The sequence below is a fragment of the Hyphomicrobium sp. LHD-15 genome (genome assembly GCF_031157355.1).
Lineage (GTDB): Bacteria > Pseudomonadota > Alphaproteobacteria > Rhizobiales > Hyphomicrobiaceae > Hyphomicrobium_C.
The window spans coordinates 13,105-36,970 of record NZ_JAVIFT010000002.1 but is presented as its reverse complement, the minus strand read 5'-3'; the positions used below and the strand labels follow the sequence as shown (position 1 = coordinate 36,970).

The following is a 23,866-nucleotide window of genomic DNA, read 5'->3' as shown; positions in this document are numbered from 1 at the left end:
CTAATTTACTTTTTTATGGGGCCGCGGGGTGAGGTGCCCCGGCGCCGTCGGTGCCAGCGGCGCCACCGGCACCCGTGCTGCTGCCCGTGCTCGCGCCCGACATGTCCTTCATCAGGCCCTTGTCGCAGGCTGCGGTGAATTCCGCCTGATCGATGTAGCCGTCGCTGTTGCTATTGGCAGCTTTAGCATCGGCAAGGAAAGGCCCCGCCTGCCCGAGACTGATTTTTTCTTTCTTGGTCGGGTTCAGCTTAGCCCAAGCCGCCTGGCACTCGGCCTGCGCCAGCTTCATGCCGGGGTGCTTGCCGACCGTGACCGAGCCTTTGTCTTGAGCGATGGCGCCGGCTGTCGCCAGCGACAGAAGCAGCAAAGATCCGATTGCGCGTTTCATGGGCGTTTTCTCCTCCTGTTTTCGGGAGAAACGGCAATGAGCCAAGCTGGGTTCCCAGAGATGGCGTAGATTCCTTCGGAATCTGCCGGAGTGTCTGGCGTCAGTGTCTGGCGTCGCTCCTTGGGAGTTAAGGCGCGCGTTTCCGGTTTCGCATGACGTCTCGGCTCTTAGCCGTGCGTTTCCTGACGGCCTTCGCTTTGGATGCGCCCCCGCGCAGGGCCGCTTCGAAAGAACGCTGCGCCCATTTGGCCGCTTCCGCGCCGTCGTCCATCACAGAGTCCGGGGCTTGATAGTAGGACAGACCGACGGTTTTTCCGTTGCGGACATAGGTGAATTGCGCGAGCCCCAAGCTTACGAAGTCGGCGACGTTATCGAGATCGGCCTTGAGATACAGAACGTCGTCATGGAGCAAGCCGAACATCACGCCGCCCCGAAACAACCCGTAGCCGGAAAACATGCGTTTCAGTTGGATCGGACCGAAGGCCCGGAAGGCATCGACGATATGGTCTGCGAGTTCCATGGCTGATTGATCAGGTCGATCGAGGCGTCCGCAGCCCGTCTCTCAACAAGCTGCTTGAGACCGCGCTAGCATTGGCAACTATCGAGACCGTGATCAAGCGCGGAGGATCGCGAGCCTGCTCGGGCGCTCCGTCCTGTAGAACCGCGACCTGAAAGGCGAGGTATTCGCCGCAGTGCGAGCAGCCGACTGGCAGCACCTTCGGCACCCGCCAATTGACTCTCCCGCGTCAAAGGCCCAAGCGCCGCGCGTTGAAATTTTCGCATCAGCAATGCCGGCCAGCCGTCTGAAAATAAACGATGATTACTAACGATCCGTCAGCTGATGGCTTAATGGTTCCTTTGGAAAATACGCGTATTTTTATGTTAGTCCGATATCGGAGCGAGAAACATGTATCGTGTTCTCTCCTGCCTTGCGACGGAACATGATCTTTGGCTTGTCGCCCTCGCAGCGGTGGTTTGCGTCAGCACGACGCTGACGACATTCGTGGCCTATTCTTTGGCGGTCGCCAGCAGGGACCTTCGCAAGGTCGGCTGGTCGATCCTCACCGGCGTGTGCGCCGGTACAGGGATCTGGTCGACCCATTTTGTCGCCATGCTCGCCTACGACGGCGGCTTTCCCACGGCTTACGATCCAGCAGCGACGCTGGCGTCGCTTCTCGTTGCGATCGTCCTTTCCACGACAGGCGTTGCGCTGGCTGCGCAAGGTGAACGGTGGATGGTTGCAGCCGGCGGTGCCGTGCTTGGCGCCGCGATCGGGTGCATGCACTACGTCGGCATGGGCGCTCTCATGGTTCCCGGAACCCTTGGCTGGGATGCTCCACTCGTCGCCGTGTCATGGATGCTTGGCATCGCGGCCGGGTTCGCGTCGTTGCACGCCTTCCATCGTCAGCGTGGCGTAGCTGGGATCGTATCGGCCTCCGCGCTTCTGACCCTCGCGATCTGCGGCATGCATTTCACGTCCATGGGGGCAGTGAGCATCCTTCCAGATCCGGCAGTTGCCTTTCAGGCTTCCGCGTTGGATCGGCCGCTGCTGGCCATGGCGACGGCGGGCGTCACGTTTGTGGTGTTGCTCTCCGCCATCTCGGCAGCCGTAATCCAACGGACGAATATGCGCTGCGAGAAAGCATTGCGTGAACAGAACAGCCGTTTTGAAGCGGCCGTGCACTACCTGCCGGTCGGGCTGTCCATGTTCGACGCCGGACATCGCCTGATCATGTGCAACGACTCCTACAGGTCCATGTATGGCCTGACGGAAGAAGCCACCCGTCCTGGCACGTCATTCGACAGTATTATGCGCAATCATGCGGCAAACGATTCCAATTCTGTTGTCGAGAATGCCCAGGAAGGCGTTAGCGATTGGATCGAGGGGCTTAGGGGCCGCTTGAGCGATGGGAAGGCGTTTACGGATCCGATTCAGCTCAGCGACGGGAGAACGATTTTCGTACGCGTCGGTCCGGTCGCGGGCGGCGGCTGGGTCGACGTCCACGAAGACATCACCGAGCGAAGCAGGCAGGACGCCAAGATCGCCCATATGGCGCGGCACGATATGCTGACTGGTTTGCCCAACCGAACCTTTTTGCACGAGCGGCTTGCGCAGGCTCTCCAATGCGAGAACGAGACGGAAAAAACAGCGCTGCTGTTTCTTGATCTCGACCGGTTCAAGGAAGTGAACGACACCCTCGGGCATAGCGTCGGCGACGCCTTGCTCAAGGAGGTTGCGCAGCGGTTGCGTAACTGCGTCCGGAAATCAGACACGGTGGCGCGTGTGGGCGGCGACGAATTCGTGGTGATGTTGAGCGCCGCCGATCCGGAAGCCGAGCCCGCAAACCTTGCGGCGCGCATCATCGAGGCCGTGAGCGAACCCTACGAAATCGAAGGGCAGAAGTGTTCGATCGGCACAAGCGTCGGCATCGCGATCTCCAATGGCGAGATCGACAACGATGCGCTCGTGGTTCAGGCTGATCTGGCGTTGTACCGCTCCAAGAGCGATGGACGTGGAACCTATCGCTTTTTCGAAGAGGAAATGGACACCAGTGCGCGGCGCCGGCGCGGCATGGAGCAAGACTTGCGGTCTGCTCTGCTCAACGGCGAATTCGAAATCAATTATCAGCCCCTCGTGAACCTCGAGCGAGATGAGATAGCAGGCTTCGAAGCTCTTTTGCGCTGGCGCCATAGCGAGCGTGGCTTGGTTTCGCCGGCAGATTTCATTCCGGTCGCCGAAGAATGCGGTCTGATCATTCCCATCGGCGAGTGGGTCCTGCGGCAAGCCTGTTCCGATGCGGCGGCCTGGCCTGATCACATCAAGGTCGCCGTCAATCTCTCGCCTGTACAGTTTAATGGGCGAACCCTTGTACAATCTGTCTTCAGCGCGGTCGCGGCGGCGGGGATTTCCCCGAACCGGCTGGAGTTGGAAATCACCGAGTCTGCTTTGTTGAGCGATAGCGAGGACACGCTCGCGATATTGCGGAAGCTCAGCGACTTCGGCGTTCGAATTGCGATGGATGATTTCGGTACGGGCTACTCTTCACTGAGGTACCTACGAAGCTTTCCATTCGACAAAATCAAGATCGACAAAAGCTTCATCTCTGGCCTGTTCGATGGCGACAGCAGCTTGGCCATCGTGCGCGCCATCAGTGGTCTCGGCCGCGCATTGGATCTCTCCATTACCGCGGAAGGGGTTGAAACCCAGGAGCAGCTCGACGTCATCCGCAAGGAGGGCTGCACCGAGATGCAGGGCTTCCTTTTCAGCAAACCAAAACCGGCGTCCGAGCTGCGCGGATATTTTCCGAGTGACGTCGAGCAAGCGTCCACGGAAGAGAAAGCCGCTGACCGAATGTCTTGCACCGTCCAGGTGCTAAATTCATCCTCGGCTTCGGTCGCCGGGCTTGTCGCAGCGGCCGAAGACTGCGGTGCCCACGACCAGGATGTCACCCGCCACCAGGCTATCGCGGGATAGTCCCGGGGACACGAAAATACTTGATCGGCGATTTACGGCTATCCGATGCATGGGAATTGCCCCCGATGCGCCCGCAAAATCATTTCACGTTGCGGGGGCGCTTGGCACCGGCAGGAAAATTCCAAAGATCCTGCTGCGGCGGGTTCGCGTCTGCCACCAGCTGCCAAAATGCCTTCATCCGCGCCTCGTCGTGGAATTCGTCGAGGCGCAGGATTTTGCCGCGCCGAAACGTAACGATCTGCCGGAAAGTCCCCTCTAGGACATTCTTGGTCGGAAGGTGCACCACGCGGAAGAATACGGTGCCTTTTCCGACCGGATCGATGCTGAAGGGGTCGTGCAAGGCGAACGATTGTACCTTCGAGACACTTTCCGTGCTGACAAGAAAAGCGTCCAGTGCGGCTTTGAACTCCGCCTTGCCTCGCAGGATATGGGGCCCGCCGCCGGGTCCACCTACGTTGCACCAATAGGTTAAGTCGTCATCGTAAAGGGTAAGAAGTTTATCTACATTTCTGGATGACCACGTCGCGTGTGCTCGATCTATAAGTCCTCGTGCATCATCTTCTGAAAGCATCGACGGGTAATCCGCATACATCGACTATCGATTTGGATACTACGCTCGATAGCCAAATCCGAAATCCATATCAACAACGCCAATGCGCACAACGCCCATCGGTCTTAATGCCGCCTTGCCGAAAATGTTCGGTGCGTTCCGCGCGATGCCCGTCCTGGCGGGCTCCCGACACCGCTGTCGGAACCGCACCTGGTTCGTCCTTTGATCACAGGATAAAAAACAGGAGCCGCCTATGCGTATGATCTTCGTCAACCTGCCGGTCAGAGATCTCGAAAGATCGAAGGCTTTCTTCACCGCGCTTGGCTTCAGCATCAATCCGCAATTCTCGAACGAAACCTCCGCGAGCATCGTCGTGGATGAGACGATCTTTTTCCAGCTCCACACCCACGCGCGCTTCAAGGATTTCATCACCGGAGAGATCGGCGACGCGTTCAAGGCCACCCAGGTGCTGAACGCGCTGTCAGCCGCGAGCCGCGCCGAGGTGGAGGAGATCGCGGCCAAGGCGAAGGCGGCCGGCGCCACGCCATGGATGCCGGCCCAGGATCACGGCTTCATGTATCTCGAAAGCTTCCAGGACCTAGATGGTCACGTCTGGGAGGTTTTCTGGATGGACCCGGCCGCGGTCCAGAAAAGCTAACCGCACTTAGCGATGCGCGCAAAAAAGAAGCCGAGGCTATCGAGCCCCGGCTCCCGATCTTGCGCGAAACGATGTCTCAGACGCCTTACCGCTTGCGCTGGCTGCTGTGATACTTGCGCGGAATTTCTCCTGAATCGGCCAACGCGTCGAGGCAGCGCTGAGAGATGTTGCCGCCCACGGCTCGCATGCAGGCGCGAAGCTCGGGGGTTTCCGGCTTGTAGGACGGACAGAATTTGTAGAAATCGGTCTTGCACGCCGACTTAACGCGGCCGCTGTAGGCGTTGGCGGCGCCAGAGGCCGCGAGCACGCCGAAACCGATGGCAATCGCTGCGATGATTTTCGTCTTGTCCATGACCGGTCTACTCCTGTTACGGCGTGCTGTCCGCTAACTGTTGACTACTTGCCCTTGTTCCGTGCTCCGAGCGTACGAAGCCTGAGCGCGTTGAGCTTGATGAAGCCAGCCGCGTCCTTCTGGTCGTAGGCGCCCTTGTCGTCTTCGAAGGTGACGAGATTGGGGGCATAGAGAGATTTCGGGCTCTCGCGGCCGACGACGATGACGTTACCCTTGTAGAGTTCGAGCGTCACTTCGCCTTCCACGTGCTCCTGGCTCTTGTCGATCGCCGCCTGCAGCATCTCGCGCTCGGGGCTGAACCAGAAGCCGAAGTAGACGAGTTCCGCATAACGCGGCATCAGCTCGTCCTTGAGGTGAGCGGCTCCGCGGTCGAGCGTCAGGCTCTCGATAGCGCGATGCGCCTGCAGCAGAATGGTGCCACCCGGGGTCTCGTACACGCCGCGGCTCTTCATGCCGACGAAGCGGTTCTCGACGAGGTCGAGGCGTCCGATGCCGTTGTCGCGGCCGAGGTCGTTCAAGGCCTTGAGCAGCGTTGCCGGCGAAAGCCGCTTGCCGTTGAGCGAAACGGCATCGCCCTTCTCGAAGCCGATCTTGATCGTTGTGACCTTGTCGGGCGCATCCATCGGCGAGATCGTGCGCTGGTAGACGATCTCCGGCGCCTTGATCGCCGGATCTTCCAGCACCTTGCCCTCGGAGGACGAGTGCAGCAGGTTGGCGTCGACCGAGAACGGCGACTCGCCCTCTTTGTCCTTGGCGACCGGGATCTGGTTCTTGCGCGCGAATTCGATCAGGTCTTCGCGACCCTTGAACGCCCACTCGCGCCACGGCGCGATGATCTTGATGGAGGGTTCGAGCGCGTAATAGGTGAGCTCGAAGCGCACTTGGTCGTTGCCCTTGCCGGTGGCGCCATGGCAGACGGCGTCGGCGCCGGTCTTGCGCGCGATCTCGATCTGCTTCTTGCCGATCAGCGGTCGCGCGATCGAGGTGCCGAGCAGATAGATGCCTTCGTAGAGTGCGTTGGCGCGGAACATCGGGAACACGTACTCGGAGACGAACTCCTCGCGCAGGTCTTCGATGAAGATGTTTTCTTTCTTGATGCCGAGCATCTCGGCCTTCTTGCGCGCAGGCTCGAGCTCCTCGCCCTGTCCGAGGTCGGCGGTGAAGGTCACCACCTCGCAGCCGTAGGTTTCCTGCAACCACTTGAGAATGATCGAGGTATCGAGGCCACCCGAGTAGGCGAGCACCACTTTCTTGATGTTCGGCTTTCCGTCTTTCGTGCTCATGGCCCGACCTTTTTCTGCTTTAGCTGTTGAGTCGCGCGGCACTATAGGGGCCGCAACCGGCTCCGCAAGGCGCACTCCGTCTCACGTTCCCACAGTTAATCAACCGGACCGTGATCGCGTCGGATCCCGTAAGCCCAACGCGTGAAACATCGGCCGATCAAATGGCTAGGGCGCAATCGCGCCCGGCCGCGCCGATGCTTTAGGGCAGAGCTGAGGAAATCTCCATCATCTCGCCGTGTTTTTTTGCCCCAAACGCTCTAGTCTCAACGAAAAGTGCCATCCAGAAGCCGCCATTCGGGGGGAATGAGCTTGAAACGAACAACGGCCTCGCTGCTGATCGCCGGTTTCACCCTGGCGGGGTTCGCCGCCGGAGCTGGCCCGACCGCTGCACAGTCCGAGGAGTGGGGCGGCCCGAAGAGCGCCGTGCCGCCGATCGTCGTGGTTCCGGCTCAGAGCCCGCCGCCTGCGGCCGCAGCGCCGGCAACGCCATCCGCGGGTGCCAAAAAGGCGACGACAGAAGTCCTGCCCTGGACCAACAGACCCAACGCGCCCATAGCCGAAGCCCCCGTCGGCGGAGATCCGGCCGCTGCGCAAGCGGCTGCGGCCCAATGCTCGGGCCTATTCGAAGCTGCTTGCCGGGATCTCAAGACCTGTGCCTGGGTTGGCGATATCGCGCTTCAGGATGGAACGTTGGTTCCGGCCCGCTGCGCCGTCCGCCCGCCAGCGCCTCCGAAAGCCGCTAACAAGGCGCCTGCCGCGAACAAGCCGAAAAAGACCACCGCCGCCGCGCCGCAAGCCCCCGCTGCTCCGGCCGTGAAGGCCTCCGTGACGCGAGTTGGGGACGAAGAGGCGGAAAAGCCGGCCAAGAAGAAGGCTCCGGCTCAGAACGTCGAAGCCAAGGCCGCGCCCGTCGAGGCGCCTGTCGCAGAAGCCCCGAAACAGGAAGAAGCGGCTGCCGAGGAAGAAAAGCCGGCAAAGGAAGCCGCCCAGGCTCCGATCGTCGTCAAGCCGCCGCAGCAGCCCACCCATGCGCCGATGCCGTCGTTCGGCTCGGTTTCCCCGATCATGCCGGGTGGTGGCAGCGCCGTAGTTGTTACGGTCCCGCCGTCGGGCTCGTCGGAATAGAAGCCAGCGCCTACGCCCAGGGCAGTTTGAACGAGGTCGTGAACGGCGCCAGCATCAAAGCGCTGTAGAGGGCCTTGGGCGACACGATCTGCGCCACCGCGAACCCGCTTTCCGAGCGATAGGTCGAGAACGCCCGGTCGATGGAGGCGGAAGCCGCTTCGGCTGCATCGATGGCGGCAAGGTTGGCTTCTGCGGCCGGAAGCGCAACGGCGCGCGGAACTCCCGCGGTCATCATCGCGTAAGCCATTGGCCAGCTGGAAGGATTTCCTTCCAGCGGAAAAAGCCCCCACCACGCGCGCATCGGTGCGAACATCGGCGACGACGCCCACGCGTTGGAGACCCGGAACAGGTCGAGCGGTGTCGAGACCGGTGCGGGCGTCGGCGCATAGGCCGAGCGGTAAGGGCGCGGTCCGGTGACGAGGTAAGGCTTGGACGGCCGGAAATCGTCGTTCGGGCGATTCGGCGTTTTCGTAGCCTGAGCCCAGAAATCCAACGTCTGATCGGCCAACGCGGCATAGGCGGCCGAGGCCGCGCGCGCATAGCCGAAAGCCGCCGTGGTGTAGCTCTTGGCGAAGCGCGTGGTGAGTTCGGTGTCGACGGGGGTCATTGCCGGCCCTCCTCTGGAGCATTTTCCGACGAAGTGGAGACCGGTTCGTCGCAAGAAAATGCGAGAAAACAAAAATCTGGAGCGTCGACCCGATGCAATCGAATCGGAAAGCGCTCCCGGATCTCGCATGTGCGATTGTGCATCGCAGCAAGATACCCCTAGGGGCTGCGGCTGGCAATCGAATTCGCCGCCATTAACCTAAAGGACGAGCGGTCCGGACCCGATCAGGCCCCCGATCAGACCTGTGTTCCGGCTTGAGAAAGCTTGGGTTTTGGCACCGCCACGATCCAATAGACGAGGCCTGCCGCCAAGCCCGAGGCTACATAGGCGGCAAGCGCGTAGCGGTTGAGGATGGTCTGGGTGCCGCCTTCCCCGACGTACTGCGCGAAAAATCCGGCAAGCGCGACCACGATCCCGACCAGCACGAAAAACAGCCCCGACCGGATCGGCAGCCACGCTGCGACGGCTGCTGCAAGGAACACGAAAGGAGCGGAAAACACCGCCGATTGCGTCGCGGCCAGAAGCGTCAGCAACCCGAGATCCTGGAGGCGGGACGCGTTGATCCCGGAGAGGATATCGCCCGCACCGGCGACGAACAGGACCTGCACGGCGCCAGCGACCAGCACGGCGGCGATGAAGCCGAAGATGACCCTGACGATCGCGACCAACATCCGGCCACTCCCCGACGCTTGCCCCCGGAACGGATTGATAAATTAGGCTAGGCTGAGCGCGCGCTCAAGCGTTCCGGCCGGCAAGCAGCCAATACACGAAGCCGCCGGCGAAACCCGCCGTCGCGAACACGTGCCAGAGAGCGGGCAGCGAATAGGTCATCGTACTGGCGTCGATCCTCGCGAGCAGCGGAATGACGGCGAGCGCGATGCCGCCGCCGATCAGATAGTAGAGCCAGGATCTGATCCGCGCGACTTCCCCCACGATGACGACCAGCAGCGCCGGGATCAGCGTCGCACCCGAGGCGATGATCGTGCCCTGCCAGATGACGTCATAGGCGGCCGAGATGGTATCGGCTTCGTCGAGGTTGTGAACCGCATGCGTCACCGTCTCGAGCCCAAGAGTAACCAGCACGAACATCGCGGCAGCCGCGGCAAAGAGAAACGCGATCGGAATCCAGATCAGGCGCCCGAGCGTGCGGAGAACCATACGGCTAGGCTCCCGTCTCAGCGGCAGGGGCCGGATCGGAAGCGCCGTCTGTGCTCTGCCGCTCGCGTGCGCGCAGCTTGACGCTCTCGCTCTTGAGCTGCCCGCAGGCCGCGAGAATGTCGCGTCCGCGCGGCGTGCGCACCGGGCTCGCGTAGCCCGCCTTGTTCACGACATCCGCGAACTTTTCGATGGTCTCCCAGTCCGAGCACTCGTACTTGGAGCCCGGCCACGGATTGAACGGAATGAGATTGATTTTGGCGGGAATTCCGGCGAGCAGACGAACCAGCGCCTTGGCGTCGGCCGGGCTGTCGTTGACGCCCTTGAGCATCACGTATTCGAAGGTGATCCGCTTCGCGTTGGACGCGCCGGGATAGCTGCGGCACGCGTCCAGCAGCTCCTTGATCGGATACTTCTTGTTGATCGGAACCAGCTCGTCGCGCAGCGCATCGTTGGTTGCGTGCAGCGAGATCGCGAGCATGGTTCCCGAAAGCTCGCCCCAGCGGGCGATCTCCGGCACCACGCCCGAGGTCGAGAGCGTGATGCGGCGCTTCGAAAGCGAGATGCCCTCGCCGTCGGAGGCGATGTCCATCGCCTCGCGCACGTTGTCGAAATTGTAGAGCGGCTCGCCCATGCCCATCAGCACGACGTTGGTGATCTTACGCTCACCGGAGGGCAGCAGACCGGTGTCGTCCGGCCGCTTCGCGCCCGGCCAATCGCCGATGCGATCGCGCGCCAGCAGAATCTGCCCGACGATCTCGGACGCTTCGAGGTTGCGCACGAGGCGCTGGGTGCCGGTGTGGCAGAAGCTGCAATTGAGCGTGCAGCCGACCTGCGAGGAAATGCACAGCGTGCCGCGATCGGCTTCCGGGATGTAGACGGCCTCGACCTCGGGTGCTCGTGCCTCGTGGCCGCGCTTCGGCAGCCTCAGCAACCATTTGCGCGTTCCGTCCACCGACACCTGCTCGGCCACGATCTCGGGCCGGTCGAGCGTGTAGCGGGCTTCGAGTTCCGTGCGCAGCTCCTTCGAGACGTCCGTCATCTGGTCGAATGACGTCGCGCCGGTGATATAGAGCCAGCGCCACAGCTGGATCACGCGCATGCGGAGCTGCTTTTCGGGAACTCCGGCGGCGGCCATCGCTTCGCGCAGGCGATCGCGGCTCATACCCGCAAGCGTCGGCTTGAAGGCTGGGGCTGCGTTCGCCGGGGCAGCTGGTCGAGGCTGCGTCTGATCGAGTACCACTGTCATTCTGGCATCTTCTAACGATTTCCGGCCCCTCGCGAAAGGCCGTGCCTAAGCGGCAAAGTGGTAATCTTTTACCCATCGGCGTCATCAGCTATAAGGCGGCACGATTTTCGAGCGATTTTAGCCGCATCAGCAACTTCTCACCGGAAGATCCGTCTCTCATGGCCAAGCCCGACAAGAACGCTCCCAGGCGCCCAGATGCGCGCCTCCCGAAGGGCATGCGCGACATCGGCCCGGACGAGTTGCGCCAGACCCAGGCCATGCTCGACAAGATCCGCGCCGTCTACGAGCGCTACGGCTTCGAGCCGCTGGAAACGCCGGCCTTCGAGTACACCGATGCGCTGGGCAAGTTTCTCCCCGATAGCGACCGCCCGAACGAGGGCGTGTTCAGTTTTCAAGACGAAGACGAACAGTGGCTCTCTCTGCGCTATGATCTGACTGCACCGCTCGCCCGCTACGTGGCGGAGAATTTCCAGGACATGCCGAAGCCGTTCCGCCGCTATGCGACGGGCTCGGTGTTCCGCAATGAGAAGCCCGGCCCCGGCCGCTTCCGCCAGTTCACGCAGTTCGATGCCGATACAGTCGGCGCCGAGAGCGTCGCGGCGGACGCCGAGATGTGCATGCTCGCGGCCGATACGCTGGAAGCCCTCGGCATCCCGCGCGGCCAGTACGTCATCAAGGTCAACAACCGCAAAGTGCTTGATGGCATAATGGAGGCAGTTGAACTCGGAGGTGAAGAAAACGCTTCGAAACGAACCACTGTGCTCAGAGCGCTCGATAAATTCGATCGCTTGGGGCTTGACGGAGTCAAAGCTCTACTAGGCCCAGGGCGTAAGGACGAGAGCGGCGACGTCACTAAAGGAGCAGATCTCTCGACAGAGCAAATTACGCGGCTGGCCGAGTTTTTAGAGATGGCTGTAGGGTCTTCAGGTGGCGTGAACGAAGCTTTTTTGATCCCTTCGAAAGGATCTTTCTACGGTGACGCTTCGATAGATGGATGGAATGAACTCGGATTTTTGGAGGAGCTGATACGAAAAGCTGGATACGGACAGGATCGCATTCGCATCGATCCCTCCGTCGTCCGTGGCCTCGAATACTACACCGGCCCCGTCTTCGAGGCCGAGCTGCTAATCCCCGCGACCGACGAGAAAGGCAATCCCGTCCGCTTCGGCTCGGTCGGCGGCGGCGGACGCTACGACGATCTCGTCGCCCGCTTCACCGGCCAGAAGGTGCCGGCCACAGGTTTCTCGATCGGCGTCTCGCGTCTGCAGGCCGCGTTGAACTTAATCGGCCGCGCGCCTGCGCCGACACTCGGCCCCGTCGTCGTGACCGTCATGGATAAGGACCAGATCGCATCCTACCAGAAGTTCGTGCAAACGCTGCGCGAAGCCGGCATCCGCGCTGAACTCTATCTCGGCAACCCCAAGAAGTTTGGCCGCCAGCTCGAATACGCCGACAAGCGCGGCTCGCCCGTGGTCGTGATCCAGGGCTCGAACGAGCGCGAAGCAGGCCAGGTCATCCTGAAAGACCTGGTCGAGGGCGCCCAAGCCGCCGCCGCCATCAAGGACAACAAGGAATGGAAAGAAACCCGCGCCGCCCAGGTAACAGTTCCTGAGGCCGAGCTGGTTTCGGCCGTCCGCGAGATCCTGGCCCGCCATTCCTGAGGCGGAGCTTTCCGCGCTTACGGGAAGGCCATGAACCAAGCGTAGCCCATGTCCTTGCTCTCCCGCGCCTTCACCCCTATGAACGGCTTCCTCCCCCGTACCGAGGGGAGAGGTTAAGCTGAGAGCCAGAACCCAGGCCATAGCGTAAACGTACCCTTTCCCCCGACCCCTCTCCTCGCGTCTCATCCTGGAGGGAGGGTGCTACCGAGGATCCGATGCCCGCTGAGACGGCGAAACATTTCGAGGCGCTGGAAGCGAACGCGCAAACGCTGCTCTCCGTGTTCACGCGGGCGGGTTACGAAGCCGTGTCTCCGGCCATCATCCAGCCGGCGGGCGTGTTTCTCGATGTGGTCGGAGAGACGCTGCGCGCCCGGACCTACGTGTTCACCGATCCCGACGGCGACGAGCTGTGCATGCGCCCGGACCTCACGGTGCCGACCTGCCGCCTCCACATCGAGCGCCATTCGCCCGCCAACGTCACCGCCAAGTACAGCTACAACGGACCCGCTTTCCGCTTTCAACCCCAGGGCAGCGACCTCGCCCACACGCGCGAATTCCGCCAGACCGGCATCGAAGCCTTTGGCGAGGCCAACCGCGAGCGTGCGGAAGTCGAGATCGTAGCGACCATCGTCGCGGGGATCGAAGCGGCCGGGCTCTCGTCCTATACGCTTCGCTTCGGCGACCTCGGCCTGTTGCGCGCGATCCTGCGTGCCGCCGAGATGCCGTCGCATTGGCGCCAGCGCCTGATGCATCTTTTCTGGCATCCGGCAGCCTTCAAGGCTGAGCTGCGTCGCCTCACGCTGGAGCCGGGCTCGGCCTACGCGCAGATTCCGAAGGCGCTTCGCGAAGCCCTCGATCCCAACGATCCCGCGGCCGCCGAAGCAGCCGTCGCCAACTATCTCGAACGCAACGGCATCGAGGCGGTCGGCCTGCGCTCGACGGCCGAGATCGCCGAGAACCTGCTCGGTCGTGTGGAAGATGCACGCTCGGAACCGCTGTCGGAGAAAACCGCGCAATTGATCGCGAGCTACCTTGCGATCGTCTCGCCCGCCCGCGCGTCGGCCCGGCGCATCCGCGAACTCGCCACGCTGATGGGCGTCAACATCGAGTCGGCCGTCGGCGCACACGAATGGCGCCTCGAATTGCTCGCACGCGCCGGCATCGATCTCGAACGCGCGGAATTCTCGGCCGAGTTCGGCCGCGCTCTCGAATACTACACCGGCTTCGTGTTCGAGGTCATAAACCCGGGCCTCGGTCGCAAGAGCCCCGTCGCGGGCGGCGGCCGTTACGATCATCTGTTGAAGGCGGTTGGTGCCGAGCAGGATGTCCCAGCGGTCGGTGCCGCCGTGCACACCGATCGTCTTCTCGCGGCCGTCAACAACGGGAACGGGGGCAGCGCCAATGTCTGACAAGATGATCCTCGGCGTTCCCTCGAAAGGCCGGCTCATGGAGCAGACGGCGGAAGCCTTTGCCGCCGCCGGTCTCACGCTGCGCAAAACCGGCAACGAGCGCGGCTATCGCGGCGAGGTCGTGGGCTATCCCGATATCGACGTCGCGTTCATTTCCGCGTCCGAGATCGCCTGGTATCTGAAAACCGGACGCGTGCACGTTGGCGTCACCGGCGAGGATCTGGTCAGCGAGCAGATGTCGGACGCGGCGTCCCGCGTCACGTTCCTGAAGAAGCTCGGCTTCGGCCGCGCCGACGTGGTCGTCGCGGTGCCGGACTGCTGGATCGACGTGCGCACGATGGCAGAGCTTGCCGAAATCGCGCTTCCGTTCCGGCGCGCGCACGGCCGCTGGTATCGCGTCGCGACCAAGTATCTCAACATCACGCGGCGCTTCTTCGCCGCCAAGGGGCTCACCGACTATCGGATCGTCGAGAGCTTGGGCGCGACCGAAGGCACGCCCGCGGCCGGTACGGCCGAGCTGATCGTCGACATCACCACCACCGGCACCACGCTCGCCGCGAACGGCCTGCGCGTCTTGGATGACGGCGTCGTACTGCGCTCGGAAGCCAATTTGATCTCGTCCAACGCCGCCGACTGGTCGCCGGCAAACCGCGAGATCATGGCCGAGATCACCGCCCGCATGACGGCGGCCCGCTAAGCGCCGCCCGCCTGTTGCTCTGTCAACGTCCCAAACCAGTTGAATTGCCGGCCGGCCTTGGTCCACATTCACAGGCGGTTCATGCGGCTGCCTCTAGATTGGGGGCATGGATCGAGGGAGCCGTCTTGGCGCCCCAATAAGACCGGATCCTCAGGCCGAGGATCGGCAAGAAGGGATTGAGGTAGGAAGATGCTGACACCGCGCCAAACCCCGCCATGGCGTTTGTACGCTGCAGGTTGCCTTACGGCGCTCGTGGGCGCGGCAGGGCTCGCATCCGGGGCGAACGCCCAGGCCAACTGCGACACCTACGGCAAGCTCGCTTTGCAGCAGCAGCAGGAGAACGTGACGGCGAAATGCGGTTTCACGGGGCCGGAATGGAGCCCCGATCTCAAAGCGCATGTCGCCTGGTGCGGCACCGTCGGCCCTGATCAGTGGAAGGTTCAGCTGCAGACGCGCAAGCAGCAGCTCGACGCCTGCAAGGCGAAATAGCACCCGAACCAAATCTGAAAATGAAAAGGGCGGCTCCTAATCCAGGAACCGCCCTGATTGTTTTGAACGACCTGCCCTCACTGCTAAGCGAGGCGAGCAGACGAAATTTGTGCCGAAGAAAATCTGTAGCGCGCGCCGAACATTCAAGCATTGCAGCGTTCTAAGCGCGCCGGGCCGGCTACGACCCGACGCGCCGATTCTGGTGCGTCAATGCACGCTCGCGATCTCGAGCTCGCCATCCATGGCGTGGCTGAGCGCCGCCTGACGCGTATCGGTCAGTGCGATCGGAGTTCCGTCCGCGGCGTGTAGCGCAAAGAGATTGATGCCGCGCGGCAGATCTTCGATCGCCGGAAACATCCGAAGCGCTTCGTCGGAGGACAAGGTTTTGATGTAAGCCACTTGCCCGCCACCGAGCCTAGCCAGCTCGATCTCGCTCATCACCGGGGCAACTGCAGGCCGCGGATTGCGGCGCCGCTTAGAGGTATTCTCCTTCATGACGCAACTCCTCCTCTCTCGAGGTATTCCAACGTCATGGTAACGAGGCAGGCGCTAAATTTCCTTCGCCACCTCTCACCACTTTCCTACGATTCGATACGTTTGGCTGTAGCGGATGGGTCACCTGGCCGAAGCGAATCATTTCGCCGCGGCATCGGCTTCGCGTCCAAACGACGCACTATTTCGCAGCCGACCCGATCTCGATTTTTCGTACGAGCCGATGCGGCTCATGTCGCACGAGGTCGATCGCCAAAAGCCCGTTCGAAAGGTCAGCCGACTGCACTTCGATGCCGTCGGCCAGCACAAACGTTCGCGTAAACTGCCGCGTCGCGATCCCGCGATAGAGATACTCCCGGGATTTGTCATCTTGTTGGCGGCCGCGCACGGTTAGCTGATTATCCTCAACGAGGATTTCGAGCTGATCACGCGTAAAACCGGCGAGCGCGATCGTGATGCGGAGCTTCTCACGCGCTCCGTCCGAGCCGCCGATACGTTCGATGTTGTACGGGGGGTAGCCCTCATTTCCGCCTTTACCAGTTCGATCGATCAGACGCTCGATCTCTTCGAACCCCAGCAGTAGCGGATTGGACAGCACAGATAACCTGCTCATGGACGCGAAAGCCCTTTCGATAAGCGACCTTCATGACTTCTTTTACGCAGCGGCATCCGTTTGGATCTCCGCTCTCCGGCCCCTTGCAGGCTCCGGATTTCTGACATGCAACAGATATGGGGTGATCGCGCTTTCGTTCAAGCGGGGCTTATACGTGCGGCGGCAATGCCGCGAGCAGGATCAGGCGCTTGTGGGATTGGCGCGCTGAGGATCCAGAACCGCCTTGAGGAGGGTGGCCTTGTGTTCGAGATGGCGCGTGACGGCATCGAGCCGGCCGGGATCGTTCTGGGGCTTGGTGATTGCCGCAACCAGCACGCCTTTGAGCTCGTTAAGCGTGTCGCGCAGCGCCGATTGCGTGCGGCAAAGCGCTTCGTCCCGGAGTAGCGATGGGTCGCGTCCCGGAAACGTGATCCCGCGTGATGGCCGTGTCCAGCGGATCGGCTTCCCGGCCTTGAGATAGCGCCCGTAGGCCGCCATCACATAGCGGCCGAGGTCGGTGAGCGCGATGGTCGCCCGCGGCGGACGCAGGACGCCGGGCGGTCCCTCCCCTTTCGGCATCGTGACCGGGGCGACGAGCCCGGCCTTGCCGAGCGAAAGCGCCGCCCGCCGCCGGGCCGCGCTGAGAGACCGCGACATACCGGGTTCCGTCACGACGAATACCCCGGCGGCCGAGGCCGCGATCAGGATTTCCCGCTCCCGCTGCCCGAGGCGCAATTTACGAAGGTTGTTGCGCCCACTTTCGAAGGCGACGCGGCACACGCTGCAGGGCGCCAGCGACATGACCCAGGCGTGAGCCTGGTCTCCGGCCGGCGCGAGCGGGCCGAAAAGGGCGGTCAGCGCCGGGCATGGTGTCCCGGTTTGCTCGCAGATGAGCGTCGATGCGGCCGCGCGCGGAGCCTCGGCGGCTTCTGGCACAAGATGCTGCGCCAAGCCTGCAACGTTCGATGCCTTTGGCACGATTTGATGCACGGAACCCTCTGACAGCCGCTTCCGCGGCACGAGACGTTCCAGGTTTCGGCGCCAGACGATGCAGGCGAGCTGCATCAGCAAGTGCCGGACATGAAACGATGCTGAGAGTCAAAGGGTTAGAGGCATTTGCTGATGCGAAGCTTGCGCTCTGAAAGGGCGCTTTGCGAGCCCCCTAGAGCGGGCTTACTTCGGAGACGCATCTGGGCCCGGCCACAGCCTGCCGCTGCATGCTCCGCATGAACGGTCGGAGTCTAGACACGCAGGGGATGGAAGCGAAAGGGGAGAGGAAGGCGCCACCTGTCCGCTTCCGCCTACCTGTTGCCGCTACTTGAACCGGCCACCCTTCTCGAGCACCTCGATCTTGTAGCCGTCCGGATCCTCGATAAAGAAGAACCGGCCGAACGGTTTGCCGTCGTGGGTCATCTGTTTGATATCTTTAGGGGAATAGCCGAGCGCAGCGATCCTGGCCCGCTCCGCCTCGAGGTCGTCCACCACGAACGCCACATGCCCGTACCCGTTGCCGAGGTCATAGGGCTCGGCGCGGCCCTTGTTAACCGTCAGTTCCACCTCGAAATCGGCCTCCGCGTTGCGAAGGTAAATAAGAGTGAAGTCGGCGAAATCGACGCGATCGGCGATCGAGAGCCCGAAGGCCTGGGAATAGAACGCAACGCTCCGCGCCTCGTCCAGCACCCGCACCATCATATGGATTGCCTTTGCCACGGGGTCTCTCTCCTCGGTTGACTGTATGGGCGTGAACGGGGATGACCCCGCTGGGGCCGTGGGCGCCGCGAGGTCGCATGGCGACCGCTTCACGCTCCATTGGCTGGCCGCCGAGGGCTGTGCTATCCCACGGCAGAGCATGTTGTGTCACCGATCATTTACATACGGGATGGGGTCTTATGAAGGAAGTCATCGAGGAGCTCGAGCGCCGGCGCGATAATGCCCGTCTGGGCGGCGGCATTGCCCGCATCGACGCGCAGCACAAGCGCGGCAAGCTGACCGCCCGCGAGCGCATCGAGCTTTTGATGGACGAGAACTCGTTCGAGGAGTTCGACACCTTCGTCGAGCATCGCTGCACCGAGTTCGGGATGGAGAAGACCAAGGTACCGGGCGACGGCGTCGTCACCGGCTGGGGCACCATCAACGGCCGCGTCGTCTATGTCTTCGCCAAGGACTTCACGGTAATGGGCGGCTCGCTGTCTGAGACGCACGCCCGCAAGATTACCAAGATCCAGGACATGGCGCTGAAGAACCGCGCGCCCATCATCGGCGTGTTCGACGCTGGCGGCGCCCGCATTCAGGAAGGCGTCGACGCGCTCGGCGGCTACGGCGAGGTGTTCCAGCGCAACGTGTTGGCTTCTGGCGTCATCCCGCAGATCTCCGTCATCATGGGTCCCTGCGCCGGCGGCGACGTTTACTCGCCTGCCATGACCGACTTCATCTTCATGGTGAAGGACACGAGCTACATGTTCGTGACCGGCCCGGACGTTGTGAAGACCGTGACCAACGAAACCGTGACGGCCGAAGAGCTCGGTGGCGCCAAGGTTCACACCACCAAGTCGTCGATCGCCGATCGCGCCTACGAGAACGACGTCGAGGCGCTGCTTCAGATGCGCCGCCTGTTGGACTTCCTGCCCTCCAACAATCAGGCCGGCGTTCCCAGCCTGCCGACGTCCGACAGCCCCGACCGGCACGATTATTCGCTCGATACGCTGATCCCGGACAACCCGAACAAGCCCTACGACATCAAGGAGCTGATCCTGAAGGTCGTCGATGAGGCGGACTTCTTCGAGATCCAGGAAGCCTACGCCAAGAACATCGTCACCGGCTTTGCCCGCATGGAAGGCCGCACCATCGGCATCGTGGCCAACCAGCCTATGGTGCTGGCCGGCGTGCTCGACAGCGATGCCTCGCGCAAGGCAGCGCGCTTCGTGCGCTTCTGCGACTGCTTCGAAATCCCGATCGTCACGTTCGTCGACGTTCCGGGCTTCCTGCCGGGTACTGCGCAGGAATACGGCGGCCTGATCAAGCACGGCGCCAAGCTGCTCTTCGCATATGCCGAGGCGACCGTTCCGAAGGTCACGCTCATCACGCGCAAGGCCTACGGCGGCGCTTACGACGTCATGAGCTCGAAGCACATTCGCGGCGACGTGAACTACGCTTGGCCGTCGGCCGAGATCGCCGTCATGGGTGCTAAGGGTGCAGCTGAGATTTTGTACCGCGCCGAGTTGGCCGATCCGGAAAAGATCGCGGCGCGCATCGACGAATATAAGCGCCGCTTCGCCAACCCGTTCGTCGCCGCCGAGCGCGGCTACATCGACGAGGTGATCCTGCCGCATGGCACGCGTCGGCGCATCTGCCGCGCGCTCAACATGCTGCGCAACAAGACCCTCGAGAACCCCTGGAAGAAGCACGACAACATCCCGCTGTAAGGGCGTTGCCGCTCAAATCGTTTGAGCGTTGTAGGGTAAAGGAATGAGGAGGGGGCGGACCGTCGGTTCGCCCCTTCCGCGCATTTGCGGCCAAGTTTTGCTTTGCCTCAAGTTAGCCCAATCCTCGCCATATGACGGGCGTGTGCGAAGGACCATGCGGGGCTGTCGGAGGGTGGGCTGTGAAGCTGCATCAATTCGAAATGCATGGCGTTGGCCGTGCCATGCTTGTTCATTTGGTGATTGGCGACGAGCCTGATCCGTCTGCATCCAGGCAGTGGCTGGAAGCCACCGTCGAAATTCCCGTTAAGGGAACGATGGATGAAGATGGCCTGCGCACGGCCGCCATGACGTTTCTGCGCGATGCGCTGAATGCCGAGATCGCCGCTCTCAGAAGTGGCCCGTTGGGCTAGGCCATGATCGTTTCGGACCCCCGCGCTCCGATCGTCGCGGCCCCTATCGGACGCGGCGTGAATCGGCAGCGCAGGAAAAGCCCGGAGCGTGAATCATCGGCCTCATCATAGGCCCTCGGCTTACCCGCTTTTTGGGATCGGCCTACCCGCGAGCGCGACTTTCTTGCCCAAGCCCCCTCCTTGCCGCCAGCCCGGAGCCTCGATAGGTTCAGCCCGATCAGGAGCATTAGAGCCGTGTGCCGCGGTAAGGGGCGGTGCGCGCTCTTTCGAGGGAGGACGCATGTCCGAAGTGAGGTCGCATGAGCGGCCGGTGTGCGAGGTCTGTAGCAAGACTGGTGCGACCGTCGTCGACAAATACACCCGTAGCCCCTGGCCGGTTGTCGCCTGCAATTCCTGCGGGTTCGTCTATCTGGGCCGCGTGCCGGACTATGAAGATCTCTCCGTCAACCTCGCGTGGGAAAAGCAGGCCGCCGAGGAGAAGCAGCGGCGTAAGAAGAACAAGCTTGCGCGTTTCGACGCGCTGACCCGCTTTCGCCTGAAGTTCGGAAAACTTGTCGACCGTGCCCGCCACACGCGCGCTGTGCCCGCCACAGGCCGCGTGCTTGAAATCGGCTGTGGGCCATCGACGCGCATTCCGGAAGGCCCGACGCCCTACGGCATCGAGATCAGCGAGGCCCTGAGCAAGCGGGCGCAACCGATTTTCGAAGGACGAGGCGGCGCCGTCTATCACGAGCCGGCGACCGACGGCATCGAGCGCTTCGAGGACAACTTCTTCGACAGCATCCTGATGCGCAGCTACCTCGAGCACGAAGCGCAGCCGCGCCTCATCCTTGAGCGCGCCTTCAAGCGCCTGAAGCCCGGCGGCAAGATCCTGTTGCGCTCGCCGAACTACAACTCGGCGAACCGTTTCATCCGCGGCTCCGAGTGGTGCGGCTTCCGCTTCCCGGATCATGTCAACTATTTCACGCCGCGCTCACTCAAGGCTTTGGCCGAGAGCGTCGGCTACGAGTTCCACTGGATGAACTGGATGTCTCTGTTCGACGACAACCTGATCGTCGAGCTGAAGAAGCCGCAGGCGGCTGCCGCCTAGCAAATTCATGTGGCGGCGATGCGTACGCCTCGCCGCCGCATGAACCTCAACGATCCAGCCGCGGCAGCGACGCAAAGCGCGCCAGATACTCCGCGCCCAATGCATTCAAATGACCGCGGTCACGGTAAAGCAGCACATCGTCCTTGAAGGCGCTGCAGTTGGCCGTCGTGCACAACAGATCGAGCATGCTGAGGAAACTGACGCCCGCGTCGTCGCGGTCGATCGCTTCGAGAATGGCCTGGGCGCCGATGATGTCCGGCGTAATTCCCTCATCACGCGGGAGCGCGCAGTCGCGGTCTTCGGTGTCTTTTCGATGGGCGTCCGCGAGGCAACGCAGCGAGAACGTCGTGAAGTGCGGAATTTGCCCGATCACCAGAACTTTGATGCCGCGCTTGCGGAATAGCTCGATCGTCCGGGACGCAAAGTGCCCGAACGACGGCGGCTCCGCGTCAGTCGAGATGCGGTTGGGTGTCGCCGTCCAGTAGTTGCTCCAGACCGACGACAGCACGGCGATCTTGAGATCGGGATTGCGATCGAGAAACTTGATGATGGTTTCCTGATAGCGCGCGCATTGCTCTTCGAGATAGGCCGCCCCGCCTCGGGACGCACCGATCAGCGGCCCGCACGAACTCTGCGTGATCTGCCGCCCGGAAAGGCCGGCGGACTGCGAAAGCTTGGCGATCATCGGCACGAACTGATCGGCGTTGGAATCTCCGAAAATGGCGATGTCGTAGGACGAGCGTCCGGCGAGCGGTCGTCCGAATGTGCAGGTGCCGTTGTTGCGGAAGGCGAGATCATAGCCGTCGCAGCTCGGGCGCAACGGGTTGCCGGAAGAGGCGGCCTTGTAGACCGCGTAGGCGGGGGCATCGAGGCGCTGTGGCCAGCCGCGTGTTGCTGCAATGGCGCCGGCGAACAGGCAGAACGGAATCGATCCCGCCACCGTCAAGCGCATCAGGGTACCTGCAGGCAGTGCGGCGAGTTGGAGTCGTCGCGTCGCCCACTGCTCGACCAGCAGCCAGGAGAGGACGGCCAAAGCCAGGCTCAACGCGACCAGATACGCGGCTTCGGCGGCATCCGGCGTACGGCCCAGCCAATACGTGGCGAATGCGAGCACGGGCCAGTGATAGAGATAAATCGAATAGCTCATCTTGCCGACGAGCACGGAAGGCGTGAGCGACAACAGCCGCGTCACGAGCGTCGATCCGAACAAGCCGGTGCCTATCAGAAGAACGGTTCCGACTACGGTCGGCACGACCGTAAGGCCCGGAAACTTCGTTTCGGCGTTGATGACAAAAGCCGAGCCGAGAACGAGGGCGAACCCCAGCAAGGAGAGCGGCGCCAGCGAGCGCTTCGGCAGCGACAGGAACGGAAGCGCCAGCGCGAGTGCGCATCCAGCCAGGAGTTCGAACGCGCGCGAGAGCGGCAGGTAGAACGCCAGGCTCGGATTACGCGAGGCGCTGAAGTCCGAATGAACGAGTGAGAGCGCGGCAAGCACGAGCACGGCCACCACGATCCGGCGGCGCGTCGCAAGTCGGCTGAACAGCAACGCGAGCAGAAGCGGCCAGGTCAGATAGAACTGGTCCTCGACGGCGAGAGACCACATGTGCAGCAGCGGCGCTTCTGCGGAAGCGCCATCGAAGTAGCCGGTGTTGAGATAGAAGTAGATGTTGGCCGTCATCGTCCAAACGGCGGCCAGGCTCTCTGAAAAATCCGTGAGCGCTTCCGGCATCAGCAGCTTGGACGCAACCACCGTGGCCAACAGGCAGCACACGAAGGCCGCGGGCACGAGCCTGCGAATTCTTCGGCCGAGAAACGCCCAGTAGGAAAAGCTCCCGCTCTCGAATTCCGCTGCGAGCTGGCGCGTGATGATGAAACCCGAGATGACGAAAAAGACGTCGACGCCGATGAACCCGCCGGGCACCGCAGCGGGCCAGGCGTGAAAAATGACGACGAGCACAACCGCCAGTGCACGTAATCCGTCCACGTGCGGAAGGTAGCTCAACGGCACTGCGGGATGAATATTCGTACGCGGACACGTCATAGTGAGCACGGGACGAATTGATCTCTGGCGAAAGATTTCTACATCATAGGCAGGTCGCCATTGCCTTTTTGCATCGTGATGCGAAGCAAGAAGCATAAAGAGCAGCGGCGGCTAAACTAAGTGGCATATAGGCTGGAGATTGTCGCCAATAATCCTGCACTCACGCCTGCAGGGGGCCGGCACGGTCAAGGGCCGGTGCTGTTATGCGGAACGCGAGTTCAATAGGACGTCGTCGGATCGTTGCGTGTTGTCAAACTACGAGCGTATTTGATGTGTCCTAGTGAATTCGAGATCCGCAAGTAGCTGGGGATCAACTGCAGAAAGGAAAAAATTGCCATGCGCAAACTGATCGCCATGGCCTTGCTCGGCGTCGGTGCGGTCGTTTTCTCCGCAACCGCGCCTGCCCAGGCCATGCCTGCCGGAAACGCTGCTGCTGGAGTGGTCAAGCAAGCTGCCAACGTGGATAGCGCCGTCGAAGAAGTCGGCCGCCGTCATCGCCATCGCCATTGGCGCGGTCATCGCCATCATCGCCATTGGCACCGCCACCGGCACCATCGGCATTTCTATCGGCCGTACTACTACGGCGGCTACGGGGATTATTATTATCCTCGCTATTACCGCCGCCCGGGCGTCCGGCTCTATTTCGGTTTCTAGTGATTTATTTTTACGTAGGTAGTAACGGCCGCGAGCATAGCGCTCGCGGCCGTTTTCGTTTGGCCTC

The 23,866-nt window shown here is 62.2% G+C and carries 25 protein-coding genes; 11 read left to right on the top strand and 14 right to left on the bottom strand.

What is annotated here, in order from left to right; all coding sequences use genetic code 11:
• Positions 1–13: 13 nt before the first annotated feature.
• Together RCO24_RS06890 and RCO24_RS06885 are read right to left on the bottom strand one after the other, a co-directional pair.
• Complete coding sequence (locus RCO24_RS06890; protein ID WP_308960971.1) at positions 14–388, bottom strand: hypothetical protein; 375 nt, start codon at positions 386–388, stop codon at positions 14–16.
• 127 nt (positions 389–515) lie between these two features.
• Positions 516–908 carry a TfoX/Sxy family protein gene (locus RCO24_RS06885; protein ID WP_308960969.1) on the bottom strand — a complete coding sequence of 131 codons (393 nt, stop codon included), beginning with the start codon at positions 906–908 and terminating at the stop codon, positions 516–518.
• A gap of 495 nt (positions 909–1,403) precedes the next feature.
• On the opposite strand from RCO24_RS06885, the gene RCO24_RS06880 reads away from it, so the two are divergent.
• Complete coding sequence (locus RCO24_RS06880; RefSeq protein ID WP_308960968.1) at positions 1,404–3,863, top strand: EAL domain-containing protein; 2,460 nt, start codon at positions 1,404–1,406, stop codon at positions 3,861–3,863.
• A 79-nt stretch (positions 3,864–3,942) separates the two neighbouring features.
• Here the strand turns inward: RCO24_RS06880 and RCO24_RS06875 are convergent, their stop codons facing one another.
• Complete coding sequence (locus RCO24_RS06875) at positions 3,943–4,434, bottom strand: nuclear transport factor 2 family protein (RefSeq protein WP_308960966.1); 492 nt, start codon at positions 4,432–4,434, stop codon at positions 3,943–3,945.
• 232 nt (positions 4,435–4,666) lie between these two features.
• Here RCO24_RS06875 and RCO24_RS06870 point away from each other — a divergent pair, with 232 nt between their 5' ends.
• Positions 4,667–5,071, top strand: coding sequence for a VOC family protein (locus RCO24_RS06870; protein ID WP_308960964.1), 405 nt, complete (start codon positions 4,667–4,669; stop codon positions 5,069–5,071).
• Positions 5,072–5,156: 85 nt separating this feature from the next.
• On the opposite strand, the gene RCO24_RS06865 is transcribed toward RCO24_RS06870, so the two are convergent.
• Positions 5,157–5,423, bottom strand: coding sequence for a hypothetical protein (locus tag RCO24_RS06865; RefSeq protein WP_308960963.1), 267 nt, complete (start codon positions 5,421–5,423; stop codon positions 5,157–5,159).
• Positions 5,424–5,467: 44 nt separating this feature from the next.
• Entirely contained in the window at positions 5,468–6,706 is a 1,239-nt protein-coding gene (locus RCO24_RS06860; protein ID WP_308960962.1) for an argininosuccinate synthase, read from the bottom strand.
• A gap of 309 nt (positions 6,707–7,015) precedes the next feature.
• Between RCO24_RS06860 and RCO24_RS06855 the strand changes: the two genes are divergently transcribed.
• The gene (locus RCO24_RS06855; protein WP_308960961.1) at positions 7,016–7,831 is read left to right on the top strand and encodes a hypothetical protein; all 816 of its coding nucleotides are present in this window, start codon (positions 7,016–7,018) and stop codon (positions 7,829–7,831) included.
• 10 nt (positions 7,832–7,841) lie between these two features.
• Here the strand turns inward: RCO24_RS06855 and RCO24_RS06850 are convergent, their stop codons facing one another.
• From RCO24_RS06850 to rlmN, 4 genes are all read right to left on the bottom strand, one after another.
• Positions 7,842–8,438: a hypothetical protein gene (locus tag RCO24_RS06850; protein WP_308960960.1), complete on the bottom strand. Its 597-nt coding sequence runs from the start codon at positions 8,436–8,438 to the stop codon at positions 7,842–7,844.
• Between the two features lie 236 nt (positions 8,439–8,674).
• Positions 8,675–9,109, bottom strand: coding sequence for a hypothetical protein (locus RCO24_RS06845; protein WP_308960959.1), 435 nt, complete (start codon positions 9,107–9,109; stop codon positions 8,675–8,677).
• A 64-nt stretch (positions 9,110–9,173) separates the two neighbouring features.
• Positions 9,174–9,596, bottom strand: a complete 423-nt coding sequence (locus tag RCO24_RS06840) for a hypothetical protein (protein ID WP_308960957.1) — start codon at positions 9,594–9,596, stop codon at positions 9,174–9,176.
• Positions 9,597–9,600: 4 nt separating this feature from the next.
• Complete coding sequence (gene rlmN / locus RCO24_RS06835) at positions 9,601–10,842, bottom strand: 23S rRNA (adenine(2503)-C(2))-methyltransferase RlmN (protein ID WP_308960956.1); 1,242 nt, start codon at positions 10,840–10,842, stop codon at positions 9,601–9,603.
• Positions 10,843–11,000: 158 nt separating this feature from the next.
• Between rlmN and hisS the strand changes: the two genes are divergently transcribed.
• From hisS to RCO24_RS06815, 4 genes are all read left to right on the top strand, one after another.
• Positions 11,001–12,503 (top strand): histidine--tRNA ligase, encoded by a 1,503-nt coding sequence (hisS, locus tag RCO24_RS06830; protein WP_308960955.1) that lies wholly within the window; start codon positions 11,001–11,003, stop codon positions 12,501–12,503.
• A 215-nt stretch (positions 12,504–12,718) separates the two neighbouring features.
• Positions 12,719–13,912, top strand: a complete 1,194-nt coding sequence (locus RCO24_RS06825; RefSeq protein WP_308960954.1) for an ATP phosphoribosyltransferase regulatory subunit — start codon at positions 12,719–12,721, stop codon at positions 13,910–13,912.
• Entirely contained in the window at positions 13,905–14,609 is a 705-nt protein-coding gene (hisG, locus tag RCO24_RS06820; protein WP_308960953.1) for an ATP phosphoribosyltransferase, read from the top strand. Before RCO24_RS06825 ends, hisG begins: the two co-directional genes overlap by 8 nt.
• Positions 14,610–14,798: 189 nt before the next feature.
• Positions 14,799–15,098, top strand: a complete 300-nt coding sequence (locus tag RCO24_RS06815; RefSeq protein WP_308960952.1) for a hypothetical protein — start codon at positions 14,799–14,801, stop codon at positions 15,096–15,098.
• Positions 15,099–15,305: 207 nt separating this feature from the next.
• On the opposite strand, the gene RCO24_RS06810 is transcribed toward RCO24_RS06815, so the two are convergent.
• The 4 genes from RCO24_RS06810 to RCO24_RS06795 all read right to left on the bottom strand — a co-directional run bounded on the left by RCO24_RS06810 (position 15,306) and on the right by RCO24_RS06795 (position 17,892).
• Positions 15,306–15,593: a DUF1150 domain-containing protein gene (locus RCO24_RS06810; protein ID WP_308960951.1), complete on the bottom strand. Its 288-nt coding sequence runs from the start codon at positions 15,591–15,593 to the stop codon at positions 15,306–15,308.
• Between the two features lie 178 nt (positions 15,594–15,771).
• Positions 15,772–16,203: an Hsp20 family protein gene (locus RCO24_RS06805; protein WP_308960950.1), complete on the bottom strand. Its 432-nt coding sequence runs from the start codon at positions 16,201–16,203 to the stop codon at positions 15,772–15,774.
• A 180-nt stretch (positions 16,204–16,383) separates the two neighbouring features.
• A complete protein-coding gene (locus RCO24_RS06800; protein ID WP_308960948.1) occupies positions 16,384–17,160 on the bottom strand; it encodes a hypothetical protein in 777 nt (258 codons plus the stop codon).
• A gap of 336 nt (positions 17,161–17,496) precedes the next feature.
• On the bottom strand, positions 17,497–17,892 hold the full coding sequence (locus tag RCO24_RS06795) for a VOC family protein (RefSeq protein ID WP_308960946.1): 396 nt from the start codon (positions 17,890–17,892) through the stop codon (positions 17,497–17,499).
• A 179-nt stretch (positions 17,893–18,071) separates the two neighbouring features.
• Between RCO24_RS06795 and RCO24_RS06790 the strand changes: the two genes are divergently transcribed.
• The 3 genes from RCO24_RS06790 to RCO24_RS06780 all read left to right on the top strand — a co-directional run bounded on the left by RCO24_RS06790 (position 18,072) and on the right by RCO24_RS06780 (position 21,104).
• Positions 18,072–19,604: an acyl-CoA carboxylase subunit beta gene (locus RCO24_RS06790; protein WP_308960944.1), complete on the top strand. Its 1,533-nt coding sequence runs from the start codon at positions 18,072–18,074 to the stop codon at positions 19,602–19,604.
• A gap of 179 nt (positions 19,605–19,783) precedes the next feature.
• Positions 19,784–20,014: a hypothetical protein gene (locus tag RCO24_RS06785; RefSeq protein ID WP_308960943.1), complete on the top strand. Its 231-nt coding sequence runs from the start codon at positions 19,784–19,786 to the stop codon at positions 20,012–20,014.
• A 280-nt stretch (positions 20,015–20,294) separates the two neighbouring features.
• Positions 20,295–21,104: a class I SAM-dependent methyltransferase gene (locus RCO24_RS06780; protein WP_308960942.1), complete on the top strand. Its 810-nt coding sequence runs from the start codon at positions 20,295–20,297 to the stop codon at positions 21,102–21,104.
• A 46-nt stretch (positions 21,105–21,150) separates the two neighbouring features.
• On the opposite strand, the gene RCO24_RS06775 is transcribed toward RCO24_RS06780, so the two are convergent.
• Positions 21,151–23,088 carry an acyltransferase family protein gene (locus RCO24_RS06775; RefSeq protein ID WP_308960941.1) on the bottom strand — a complete coding sequence of 646 codons (1,938 nt, stop codon included), beginning with the start codon at positions 23,086–23,088 and terminating at the stop codon, positions 21,151–21,153.
• Positions 23,089–23,481: 393 nt separating this feature from the next.
• Between RCO24_RS06775 and RCO24_RS06770 the strand changes: the two genes are divergently transcribed.
• Complete coding sequence (locus RCO24_RS06770; RefSeq protein ID WP_308960939.1) at positions 23,482–23,799, top strand: hypothetical protein; 318 nt, start codon at positions 23,482–23,484, stop codon at positions 23,797–23,799.
• Positions 23,800–23,866: the final 67 nt, after the last annotated feature.